9 protein-coding genes, 1 tRNA gene and 1 pseudogene are annotated in these 11,584 nt (G+C 66.8%); 6 read left to right on the top strand and 5 right to left on the bottom strand.

Going from position 1 to position 11,584, the window contains the following annotated elements; all coding sequences use genetic code 11:
• Positions 1–84 precede the first annotated feature (84 nt).
• Positions 85–1,527: an MATE family efflux transporter gene (locus tag GTH33_RS13295; protein WP_249054901.1), complete on the top strand. Its 1,443-nt coding sequence runs from the start codon at positions 85–87 to the stop codon at positions 1,525–1,527.
• 10 nt (positions 1,528–1,537) lie between these two features.
• Here the strand turns inward: GTH33_RS13295 and GTH33_RS13290 are convergent, their stop codons facing one another.
• Positions 1,538–2,416 carry a diacylglycerol/lipid kinase family protein gene (locus GTH33_RS13290; protein WP_163958797.1) on the bottom strand — a complete coding sequence of 293 codons (879 nt, stop codon included), beginning with the start codon at positions 2,414–2,416 and terminating at the stop codon, positions 1,538–1,540.
• On the opposite strand from GTH33_RS13290, the pseudogene hemB reads away from it, so the two are divergent.
• From hemB to GTH33_RS13275, 3 genes and pseudogenes are all read left to right on the top strand, one after another.
• Positions 2,300–3,495: pseudogene (gene hemB, locus GTH33_RS13285) on the top strand (porphobilinogen synthase). The gene GTH33_RS13290 and the pseudogene hemB overlap by 117 nt on opposite strands.
• Positions 3,492–4,028 (top strand): GNAT family N-acetyltransferase, encoded by a 537-nt coding sequence (locus GTH33_RS13280; protein ID WP_163958796.1) that lies wholly within the window; start codon positions 3,492–3,494, stop codon positions 4,026–4,028. Before hemB ends, GTH33_RS13280 begins: the two are co-directional and overlap by 4 nt.
• Complete coding sequence (locus GTH33_RS13275) at positions 4,025–6,229, top strand: spermidine synthase (RefSeq protein WP_163958795.1); 2,205 nt, start codon at positions 4,025–4,027, stop codon at positions 6,227–6,229. Before GTH33_RS13280 ends, GTH33_RS13275 begins: the two co-directional genes overlap by 4 nt.
• Here the strand turns inward: GTH33_RS13275 and GTH33_RS13270 are convergent.
• Positions 6,226–6,723, bottom strand: a complete 498-nt coding sequence (locus tag GTH33_RS13270) for a hypothetical protein (RefSeq protein ID WP_163958794.1) — start codon at positions 6,721–6,723, stop codon at positions 6,226–6,228. The genes GTH33_RS13275 and GTH33_RS13270 overlap by 4 nt on opposite strands.
• A gap of 82 nt (positions 6,724–6,805) precedes the next feature.
• Between GTH33_RS13270 and GTH33_RS13265 the strand changes: the two genes are divergently transcribed.
• Together GTH33_RS13265 and GTH33_RS13260 are read left to right on the top strand one after the other, a co-directional pair.
• Positions 6,806–6,882: transfer RNA gene (locus tag GTH33_RS13265), tRNA-Arg, on the top strand.
• A 146-nt stretch (positions 6,883–7,028) separates the two neighbouring features.
• On the top strand, positions 7,029–8,021 hold the full coding sequence (locus tag GTH33_RS13260; protein ID WP_163958793.1) for a bile acid:sodium symporter family protein: 993 nt from the start codon (positions 7,029–7,031) through the stop codon (positions 8,019–8,021).
• Here the strand turns inward: GTH33_RS13260 and GTH33_RS13255 are convergent.
• From GTH33_RS13255 to cysD, 3 genes are read right to left on the bottom strand one after another with little or no spacing between them, the layout of a single operon-like run.
• Positions 8,011–8,760 carry a 3'(2'),5'-bisphosphate nucleotidase CysQ gene (locus GTH33_RS13255; RefSeq protein ID WP_163958792.1) on the bottom strand — a complete coding sequence of 250 codons (750 nt, stop codon included), beginning with the start codon at positions 8,758–8,760 and terminating at the stop codon, positions 8,011–8,013. The two genes, GTH33_RS13260 and GTH33_RS13255, sit on opposite strands and share 11 nt — an antisense overlap.
• Positions 8,757–10,670 (bottom strand): sulfate adenylyltransferase subunit CysN, encoded by a 1,914-nt coding sequence (gene cysN / locus GTH33_RS13250; protein ID WP_163958791.1) that lies wholly within the window; start codon positions 10,668–10,670, stop codon positions 8,757–8,759. Before cysN ends, GTH33_RS13255 begins: the two co-directional genes overlap by 4 nt.
• Complete coding sequence (gene cysD / locus GTH33_RS13245; protein ID WP_163958790.1) at positions 10,670–11,569, bottom strand: sulfate adenylyltransferase subunit CysD; 900 nt, start codon at positions 11,567–11,569, stop codon at positions 10,670–10,672. Before cysD ends, cysN begins: the two co-directional genes overlap by 1 nt.
• Positions 11,570–11,584: the final 15 nt, after the last annotated feature.

Raw genomic sequence — 11,584 nt, 5'->3', positions numbered from 1 at the left:
CAACTTCGGCAACTTCCGCGCGTCTGGCCACTGCATCCGCGCCCCGAATCACCCGTCCCCATCACAGCCCGACAGGATAGACCCGTGCCGAAACCCCAGCGCGACCTGACGTCCGGTGCGATCGGCGCGACCCTGCTAGCCTTCGCATTGCCGACGCTGGGGTCGAACATCCTGCAATCGCTGAACGGGTCGATCAACGCGATCTGGGTCGGCCGCTTTCTGGGCGAGGGGGCGCTGGCGGCGACATCCAACGCCAACATCATCATGTTCCTGATGTTCGGGGCGGTGTTCGGCTTCGGCATGGCGGCGACCATCCTCGTCGGGCAGAGCTTTGGTCGCCGCGATGTCGAGGGCGGCCGGCGCGCGTTCGGCGCGGCGATCGGGCTGGTGCTGATGGGATCGGTCGGCATCGCGATCCTCGGCTGGCTGTTCTCTGCCGAGATCCTGCATCTGCTCGCAACGCCCGGCGATGCGATGGCGCTGCCCCAGGCCTATCTGCAGGTCATCTTCCTCGGCCTGCCCGCATCGATGCTGCTGGTGCTCATCATGATGGGCCTGCGCGGCACCGGCGATTCGCTGACGCCCTTGTGGTTCATGGGGCTCAGCGTCGTGCTCGACAGCGGCCTCAACCCGTTGCTGATCGCCGGCATGGGGCCGTTCCCGCGGCTCGGCATCGCCGGTTCGGCGTGGGCGACGCTGATCGCCAACCACCTCGCCGTCGCCGGCCTCGTCGCCTATGTCTATGCCAAGGACCTGCCGATCCGCCTGCGCGGGGCGGAACTGGGCTGGATCAGGCCGAACCGCGACCTTGCCGGCACGATCATCCGCAAGGGCCTGCCGATGGGCGCGCAAATGCTGGTCATGTCGTCCGCGGGGCTGACGATGGTCGGCCTGGTCAACCGGCAGGGCGTCGATACCGCCGCGGCCTATGCCGTCTCCCAGCAATTATGGACCTATATCCAGATGCCCGCGCTCGCCATCGGTGCCGCGGTCAGCGCCATGGCGGCGCAGAACATCGGCGCCGGCCGCTGGGATCGGGTCGGCAGCGTCACCCGCTACGGCGTGCTCTACAACGTCATGCTGACCGGCGTGATGGTCGCCGCGGTGATCCTGTTCGACCGGCAGGTGATGACGCTGTTCGTCCCCGCCGACAGCCCGGCCTTGCCGATCGCGCGTCATATCCAGCTGATCGCCAGCTGGAATTTCGTCGTGTTCGGCGTCACCATGGTCCTGTTCTCGACCGTCCGCGCCAACGGTGCGGTGCTGGCGCCGCTGCTGTTCCTGTTCGTCTCGATGTATCCGGTGCGGATCGGCTTCGCGCTCGGCGCGCGCGCGTGGCTCGGCGCGGATGCCCTGTGGTGGAGCTTCCCCGTCGGATCGGTCGCCAACCTCGTGATGGCGATCCTCTATTACCGCTACGGCAACTGGCGGCGCGGCAATCTGGTCGTGGCCGCCGACCCCGACGAAGCGCACGAACACAGCCATACCGTCGCCGAGCCCGGCGGGCGCCTGCAGCCCACCGGATGAGGGGCGGGGATCAGGCGGGGACCATGACCTCGATCACCCCCGCCGCGACCCGTGCCGTGACCGGCGTATGCGCCAGCACCTCGCCGTCGATCGATATCGGCAATGATGGCTTGGTGTCGATCCGCAACGACTTGCCCGAAAAGCTGACGGTGTCCTGATGCCGCGATTCGTGCCGGAAGAAGCTCGCCGCCCAGTTCTTCGCCAGCGTCCGCTTGTAACGCCCGGTCACCGCCTGCACGACGATTTCGCCCGACGCGATCGATGCCTCGTCCACCAGCCAGGTGCCGCCGTGATACGGTCCGTTGCTGATCCGCACCTCCACCACCCGCATCGTCTTTGCCCCGCTGCCGTCGTCGACGGTCAGGATGAACGGCTTGAACCGCGCGAACTGCCACGTCGCCCAGCCGAGATAGCCGATCCGCCCCAGCACCTTCTTCAGGCCATGCGGCACCGTCTCGGCGATCTGCGGGCTGATCCCCATCGCCGCGCAATTGGCGAAATAATCCCGGTCGATCATGCCCAGGTCGATCCGTTTCGGCCGGCCGGTACGGATCACGTCGATGGCACCCTCCACGTCGAGGGGCAGGCCGAGCGTGCGGGCGAAACTGTTGGCGGTGCCCAGCGGCAGCACGCCGAGCACCACATCCTTGCCGACCAGCATGTCGACCAGTCCGCTGACCGTGCCGTCGCCGCCGCCCAGGATGACGAGCTGCGGCTTCCTGGCCAGCGCGGCGCTCACCGTCTGTTCCAGGTCGTCGGGGTCCTCGACCGCATGGGCGTCGACGGGGAAGGGCAGGCCCTTCATCGCCGCACAGGCGCGCCGGAACAGCTTCTGACCTTTGCGCGACTTGGCGTTGACGATCAGAGCGGCAGACGTGAATTGGGTCATGTGGTTCCGATCGGTTACGCCTGCGCAACGCTTGGCAAGTGCGCCGCGATCCATCAAAGCCGCCGCTCACCGACAAGTGGATACGTCATGACCGCCGCCTATCCCGCCCTGCGCCTGCGCCGCACCCGTGCCTCCGGCTGGAGCCGGCGGATGCATGCCGAAACCGTGCTGACGCCGGCCGACCTGATCTGGCCGCTGTTCATCGTCGAGGGGAGGGGATCGAACAGCCGATCGCCAGCCTGCCCGGCGTGTCGCGCTGGTCGGTCGACAACATCGTCGCCCGCGCGAAAGAGGCGCGCGACCTCGGCATCCCCTGCGTCGCACTGTTTCCCTACACGCCTGCCCACCTCAAGACCGAGGAGGGGCGCGAGGCGCTCAATCCCGACAACCTGATGTGCCGGGCGACGCGGGCGATCAAGGATGCGGTGCCGGGGGTTGGCGTGCTGACCGACGTCGCGCTCGATCCCTACACCAGCCACGGCCATGACGGGCTGGTCGATGCGGCGGGCTATGTCGTCAACGACACCACCGCCGACATCCTGATCCATCAGGCAGTGAATCAGGCGCGCGCGGGCGCCGACATCATCGCGCCCTCGGACATGATGGACGGCCGCATCGGCATGATCCGCGCAGCGCTGGAGGGCGAGGGCGCCCATAACGTCCAGATCATGAGCTATGCCGCCAAATACGCCAGCGGCTTTTACGGTCCGTTCCGCGACGCGGTCGGCAGCCGCGGGCTGCTGAAGGGCGACAAGAAGACGTATCAGATGGACGCCTCCAATGCCGAGGAGGCGCTGCGCGAGGTCGCCCTCGACCTCGCGGAGGGCGCGGACAGCGTCATGGTCAAGCCGGGCCTGCCCTACCTCGACATCATCGTCCGGGTGAAACAGCGCTTCGAGGTGCCGGTGTTCGCGTATCAGGTGTCCGGCGAATATGCGATGCTGGAAGCATCCGTGGCGGCCGGTGCTGGCGAACGCGACGCATTGGTGCTTGAAACGCTGATGGCGTTCAAGCGGGCCGGCTGTTCCGGCGTCCTCACCTATCACGCCGCGCATGCCGCGCGGTTGCTCGGCGCATGATCGAGACCGAGCGGCTGATCCTGCGGGGCTGGCGCGAGGACGATCGCGCGCTGTTCCATCGCCTGGGGAACGATCCCTGGACAATGCGCTACCTCGGCCCCTTGCGCTCGCAGGACGACGACGATCAGGCATTCGACCGTCAGCGGGGCTTTCTGGCGTCGCATAAAACCTGCGCCTGGCTGGTCGAGCGCAAGGCCGATGGCGCGCCGCTCGGCGTATGCGGTGCCAAGCCTGCTCCCGCCGGCCTACCGATCGCCGGCGAGATGGAGATCCTCTGGCGATTCGCGGCCGAGCACCAGCGGCAGGGCTATGCGCTGGAGGCGGCGCGAGCGAGCCTGTCGCATGTCTGGGCCGCGACGATGGCGCCACGTGTCGTGGCGATCACCGTAAACGCCAATGTCGCCAGCTGGACGCTCATGGAGCGTCTGGGAATGGTGCGGGTGCGCGGTGGTGATTTCGACCATCCGTTCGTACCCGATGACAGCCCATTGAAACGCCACGTCCTCTATCGGATCGCGAGGCCGGTCGCGTGAGCGCTGCCGCCGCCACGCGCGCCTGCCGGATCACCTTCGTCGGCACGATCCTGACCGGGTCGTTCCTGCTGTTCCTCGTCCAGCCGATGGTCGCGCGCATGGCGCTGCCGCGGCTGGGCGGCGCGCCGGCGGTGTGGAATTCGGCGATGCTGGTCTATCAGACGCTGCTGCTTGGCGGTTACGCCTACGCCCATGCGCTGGCCCGCGTCCGGCCATGGCTCCAGGCCGTCATCCATCTGTGCGTGTTGCTGGTGGGCGTGATCTGGCTGCCGATCGGCCTGGCGATCGGCGGCGGGTCGGCGGGGGTCACGCCGGCCCTGTGGGTGCCATGGCTGCTCGGTGCGTCGATCGGGCCGTTGTTTTTCGCCGTATCCGCGCAGGCACCGCTGGTGCAACGCTGGTTCAGCATCGCCAGCCGCGGCGGCGACCCCTATGCGCTCTATGCGGCGTCCAACCTCGGCAGCTTCGGCGGCCTGATCGCCTATCCGTTGCTGGTCGAACCACTGCTGGCGCTGCGCCAGCAAAGCTGGCTGTGGAGCGGTGGCTACGTCCTGCTGATCGCCCTCGTGGCGCTGTGCGCCCTGCGCCTGCCGCGCGCCGCCACCGGTGAAACCGCACGTCCCACCAGCGTGCCCGCAACGCGTGGCCGCGTGCTGCACTGGATCGTCCTGGCGCTGGTCCCGTCGGGATTGATGCTGGCGACATCCACTTACATCACCACCGATATCGTCGCGATGCCGTTGCTGTGGGTGTTGCCGCTCGGGCTCTATCTCCTCAGCTTCACGATCGCCTTTGCCGCCAACCGCGAGATCGCCGACCTGCTGACCCGGATCGCCCCGATCACCATCCTGCTGTTCGGTGGCATCATGATCGGCGGCGTCAGCCTGATGCCGCTCGCCAATCTCGGCATCGCGCTCAGCCTGTTGTTCATGGTCTCGGTCGCGCTGCACACCCGCATGTACCGGTTGCGCCCCGATCCCGACCGGCTGACCGGCTTTTATCTGGCGATGGCGTTCGGTGGTGCGCTCGGCGGGGTATTCGCCGGGCTGGTCGCGCCGGTGGTGTTCGACTGGACCTACGAATATCCGATCCTGATCTTCGCGGCCGGACTGTTGGTGCCGCAAGTGTACCTGACCGCCGGCATCCGCCGTGTGTGGATGACCCCCGTCCGGCGGCGCATCGCCCAGGGCGTGATCGCCGCGGTGCTGCTGACGTTCATGGGATTGACCTTCTGGGGTCCGGCCGACCTGTTCGGCGACGGGCATCAGGGCCTGACCTTCATCGCCATCGCCGCGGTCGGTATCGTTTCCGTCGGTGCCCGCACCTCCTACGCCGTGATCCTCGCGGTCACATTGGTGATCTTCGGCGGCTGGCGCGCGGTCGAACTGTCGCTGGAACAGGGCGCGCGGACGCGCAGCTATTTCGGTGTCTACACGATCCGCGACCGTGGCGGTGTCCGCGAACTCGACCATGGCACCACCGTCCATGGCATCCAGTTCACCGGCAATCCGGTGCTCGAACGCCTGCCGACCACCTATTACGCGCCGCCGTCCGGCATCGGCCAGGCGATGGGGGCACTCGATCGGCTGTATGGCCGGGGGGCGCGGGTCGGCGTGGTCGGGCTCGGCACCGGCACGCTCGCCTGCTACGCGCAGCCGGGGCAGCGCTGGCGATTCTACGAGATCGATCCGGCGGTGATCCGCATCGCGCGCGACACCGGCCAGTTCAGCTATCTGAAAAACTGCCTGCCCGATCCGACGATCCGGATCGGCGATGCCCGGCTCAGCCTGGAACGCGACATGCCGGCAAGCCTCGACCTGCTCGCGCTCGATGCCTTTTCGTCCGACGCGATCCCGATGCACCTGATGACGCGGGAGGCGTTCGCCGCTTATGCCCGTGTCCTCCAGCCCCGCGGCCTGCTGCTGGTGCACATCTCCAACCGGTTCCTCGATCTGGAGCCGGTGGTGGCAGCGCTCGCGGCGGACGGCGGCTGGCATGCCGCTAAGCTCTACTACCAGCCCCCCAAATACACCGCGATCGCATCGGCGAGCCAGTGGATCGCCTTGTCGCCCGATGTCGCCACGGTGCGAGCGCTGACCGCGGGCGATCCGCATTGGGCGCCGCTGATCCGCAAGGCGGGCATAGAGGCTTGGACCGACGATTATTCGACGATCCTGCCGCTGCTGAAGTGGAAGCCCTAGGCTGCCGGCAACGCTGCCTGCAGCCGATCGATCGTCGTGCTCTGTCGCTGCGCTTCGGCCGCGATCCGCTCGCGCAGGCTCGCGAGCGAGGGATAGGGCGGCGCCAGCGCTGCGGCCCGGTCGCTGGCGATCTGGTCCGCGTCGGTCAGCAACGCCGACGTCTGCGCCCGCCAATCGTCGAGCTGCGCCAACGTCGTCTGGGCATCCAGCCACGCATCGCTGCCGACCGCCTTGCCGCGCGCCCGTCCGGCGGCCGCTTCCGCCTTGGCGGCATCCGCAGCAAACCCCTTGCTGGTCCCATCCAGCGATCGGCCGAGGGTGGCGACACGTGCATCGAGAGCCGGGTCAGGCTTGGCCTCGACGATCGGCACCTCCGGCTCGGCGAAGCCCAGCTTCTCGACCGCGCGTGGCGCCAGCGACGGATAGGCGGTGGTATCGCGCGTGCAGCCCGCGAGCGACAGGACGATGACGGCGATCGAAGCGGCGTTTTTCATGATTGGCCTCTATGCGGACCAAGAAAATCGCGCAACGCACTTGCGCGGTCTGCAACGTCTGCTATCAGCGCGCCTCCAATGTGCGCCCGTAGCTCAGCTGGATAGAGCATCAGACTACGAATCTGAGGGTCGGACGTTCGAATCGTTCCGGGCGCACCAAGAATTCCCCCGCTTCAGGCCTATAGCCTGGCGGGGGTTTTCGTATGTGGCGGCCATCGCCTGCATACGTGGCGCGCATGTGGTCGCGCGATATTTGCAGTCGCGCCGGGGTGGCATCCATACCCTCGCACGTTAGACCGCCCACCATGATCCGTCGTATCCTGTCGCTCGTCGAACCGTTCATCCTGATGCTGCTCGGTACCGTGGTGCTGGCCAGCGTGCTGCCCGCGCGGGGTATCTGGGCAACCGTCGCCGCGGATGCCGCCGACGTCGGCATCGTGCTGCTGTTCTTCCTGCACGGCGCAAAGCTGTCGCGCGAAGCGATATGGGAGGGCGCGCGCAATTGGCGCCTGCATACCGCGGTGTTCGCCACCACGTTCGTCGTCTTCCCGCTGCTCGGCCTGGCGTTTGGCAACGTGCCCGGGCTTGCGGGGCCCGTGGCGTCCGGCCTGCTGTTCCTCACCCTGCTGCCATCGACCGTGCAGTCGTCGATCGCCTTCACCGCCATCGCCCGCGGCAATGTGGCGGCGGCGGTGTGCAGCGCGTCCTTTTCCAATTTGATCGGCATCGTCCTGACACCGGCCCTGGTCGCCCTGCTGATGCGCGGGATCGGCGGGCAGGACAGTGGCATCGCACTGTCGGCCGTCCAGTCGATCGTGTTGCAGTTGCTGGTGCCGTTCGTCGCCGGCCATCTGCTGCGGCCATGGATCGGCGGCTTCGTCATCCGGCAAAAGGCGTTGCTGACGCTCGTCGACCGTGGGTCGATCCTGCTCGTCGTCTATTCGGCCTTCGGGGCGGCGGTGGTCGAAGGATTGTGGAGCCGCGTATCGGGCACCGACCTCGCGCTGATCGCGCTACTATGCACCGCCATGCTGGGTATCGTGCTGGTGCTGACCTGGCTTGCCGGCCGGGTATTGGGCTTCACCCGCGAAGACGCGATCGTCCTGCTGTTCTGCGGATCGAAGAAGAGCTTGGCATCGGGCGTGCCGATGGCCGGCGTGCTGTTCCCGGCGGCGCAAGTCGGCGTGGTGCTGCTGCCGGTCATGCTGTTCCACCAGATCCAGCTGGTCGCCTGCGCGGTGATCGCCCGCCGCTATGCCAATGCGCGCAGTATCGCGGAAGCGGAGGCTATCGCGTAGCCGCGATCGCGGCGAGCACCTGCTCCGCCAGTTCCGGGCGGCAGATCAACAGGTCGGGCAGCAGCGGATTGGCGCAATTGTAGATCAGCGGACTGCCGTCGATCCGCGATGCGTGAAGCCCGGCGGCCAGCGCCACCGCGGCGGGTGCGCAATTGTCCCATTCATATTGGCCGCCGTCATGCAGGTAAATGTCGGCACGACCATCGACCACCGCCATGGCCTTGACCCCCGCCGACCCCATGCCGACGCGGGTCGTTTCCAGCGCGCGTCCGACCCGCTCGATCAGCTCGGGCGCACGCGTGCGGCTCACCACCATCCGTGGCGGCACGCCGCAGGTCCGCCTCGCGCCCCGCGCATCGGCGGTCGTGTAGATGCGACCCGCAGGCGGCACCGCAACCGCGCCCACCGCCGGCCGGCCGCCGATCGCCAGCCCGATGTGTACCGCCCAGTCGTTAAGTCCATCGGCATAGTCGCGCGTGCCGTCCAGGGGGTCGACGATCCAGACGCGCTCCGCGGCACAGCGCGCGGTGTCGTCCAGCGATTCTTCGGACAGGATGAAATCGTCGGGCCGCGCTGCACGGAGCCGGGCGAGGATCAGGTCGTTCGCCTCGCGGTCACCCGCATCGCCCAGCGCCTTGCCGTGCTCGGTACCGCGCGCCCGGATGGCGAGCAGCAGCGCCCCCGCCTCCTCGGCGATGCTGCGCGCGAGTTCGACATCGTCGAGGGGCAGGCATGTCACAATTCGAAACTCCACACGCCAAGGACATGTTCGACGATCCGTTCCGCTGCAGCTTCGGCGCTTTCCGACCGCGTGTCGATGCGGATATCCGGACGCTCGGGCGCTTCGTACGGGCTCGATATGCCGGTGAAGTGCGCGATTTCGCCGGCACGGGCCTTGGCATACAGGCCCTTTACATCGCGCGCCTCCGCGTCCGCCAGCGGGGTGTCGACAAAGATTTCGACGAACTCGCCCGGCGGCAACATCCCGCGCACCATGTCGCGCTCGGCGCGGAACGGCGAGATGAAGGCGGTGAGCACGATGAGCCCGGCATCGGTCATCAGCTTGGCGACCTCGCCGACCCGGCGGACATTCTCGATCCGGTCGGCATCGGTGAAGCCCAGGTCCTTGTTGAGGCCGTGGCGCACATTGTCGCCGTCGAGCAGGAAGCTGTGACGGCCGAGCGCATGCAGCTTCTTCTCGACGAGATTGGCGATGGTCGACTTGCCCGAGCCCGATATGCCGGTCAGCCATAACAACCGGGGCGATTGACCCTTTTGCCGCGCATGCGCTTCCCGCGTCACGTCGACCGACTGCCAGTGGACGTTCTGCGCGCGGCGCAGGGCATGATGGATCATGCCCGCGGCGACCGTCGCATGGGTCTCCCGATCGATCAGGATGAACCCGCCCAGCTCGTGGCTGTCGGTGTACGGCGCGAAAACGATCGGCGCGTCGGTATAGACCTCGGCCACGCCGATGTCGTTGAGCGCCAGCGTCTTTGCGGACAAATGCGCCTGCGTATTTATGTCCACCACATGCGCCGGAGGCTGGACGGTGGCACCGACAGTCCGGGTACCCAGTTTCAGCCAATAGCCCCGGCCGGGCACCAAGGCTGTGTCGGCGAGCCACACGATCGTCGCCTCGAACTGATTCGCCGCCTCGGGTGCGTCCTCGCCGGCGGCGATCACGTCGCCGCGCGAGCAGTCGACCTCGTCCGCGAGGACCAGTGTCACCGCTTCGCCCGCAACGGCGGCATCGCGGTCGCCGTCGAGCGTTACGATCCGGGCAATCGTCGTCGTCTTGCCGGACGGGACGATCCGTACCGTGTCACCGACGCGCACGCGCCCGCCCGCGATCGTCCCGGCAAACCCGCGAAAATCGAGGTCGGGTCGGTTGACCCATTGGACCGGCAGTCGGAACGGCATCGCGGCGGCGCGATCGGCGTCGACCGGAATGGATTCCAGATGCGGCAGCAGTGCCGGGCCGCCATACCAGGGCATCTCTTCGGACCGGGCCGCGACGTTGGCACCGCTCAGGCCCGACAGCGGGATCGCAGTGAACTCTCCGACGCCAATACTGTCCGCGAATGCGCGATAGTCGGCAACGATTCGATCGAAGGTCGCTTGATCGTGGCCGACGAGGTCCATCTTGTTCACCGCCAGCACGATCTGGCGGATGCCGATGAGGTGCGTCAGGAACGAATGCCGCCGCGTTTGCGTCAGGACGCCCTTGCGCGCGTCGATCAGGATCACGGCACAGTCGGCGGTGGAGGCGCCGGTGATCATGTTGCGGGTATATTGTTCGTGGCCGGGCGTGTCGGCGACGATGAACTTGCGTCGGTCGGTCGCGAAGAACCGATAGGCGACATCGATCGTGATGCCCTGTTCGCGCTCGGCGGCGAGGCCGTCGACCAGCAGCGCGAAGTCGATATTCTCGCCCTGCGTGCCGACGCGGCGGCTGTCCGCTTCAAGCGCGGCGAGCTGATCTTCGAAGATCGTCTTCGAATCATACAGCAAACGGCCGATCAGCGTCGACTTGCCGTCGTCCACCGACCCGCAGGTGATGAAGCGCAGCATCGACTTGTGCGCATGTGCATCGAGGTAGGCATCGATGTCCTCGGCGATCAGCGCATCGGGCGTATAGGCCGTCATCAGAAATACCCCTCGCGCTTCTTCTTCTCCATGCTGGCGGTCTGGTCGTGATCGATCGCCCGGCCCTGGCGCTCGCTGGTCGTCGTCAGCAGCATCTCCTGGATGACCTCCGGCAGCGTCGTCGCCTCGCTTTCGACCGCGCCGGTCAGCGGGTAGCAACCGAGCGTACGAAAGCGGATCGACCGCTCGACCGGCACTTCGCCGGGGTGAAGACGAAAGCGGTCGTCATCGACCATCAGCAGCATGCCGTCGCGTTCCACCGTGGGTCTCGGTGCGGCGAAATAGAGCGGTACGATCTCTATCCCCTCGGCAAGAATGTATTGCCAGATATCGAGTTCGGTCCAGTTGCTGATCGGGAATACCCGGATGCTTTCGCCGCGGTGTATGCGCGCGTTGTAGAGGTTCCACAATTCCGGGCGTTGTGCTTTCGGGTCCCACCCCTGGCTGGCCGACCGGAACGAGAAAATGCGCTCCTTCGCGCGGCTCTTTTCCTCGTCGCGCCGGGCACCGCCGAACGCGACGTCATAGCCGCCCGCTTTGAGCGCCTGCTTCAGTCCCTCCGTCTTCCACAGATCGGTATGGCGTGCGCCATGATCGAACGGATTTATCCCCGCCGCCACCGCCTCAGGGTTGCGATGGACGATCAGCTCCATACCGGCGGCCGCAGCAGCGCGTTCGCGCAGGTCATACATCGCCCGAAACTTCCACGTCGTATCAACATGAAGCAGGGGAAAGGGCGGTTTCGCCGGATAGAAGGCTTTCTTGGCGAGATGCAGCATCACCGCCGAATCCTTGCCGACCGAATATAGCATCACCGGTCGTTCCGCCTCGGCGACGACTTCACGCATGATGTGGATGCTTTCGGCCTCGAGCCGCTGCAAATGGGTTAGCCCGGTCATGTCCGTCCAGATAAG

This window comes from Sphingomonas insulae, assembly GCF_010450875.1.
GTDB classification, from domain to species: Bacteria; Pseudomonadota; Alphaproteobacteria; order Sphingomonadales; family Sphingomonadaceae; genus Sphingomonas; species Sphingomonas insulae.
Note: the sequence above shows the minus strand (reverse complement) of the source record. Positions and strands in the feature narration are given on the sequence as shown.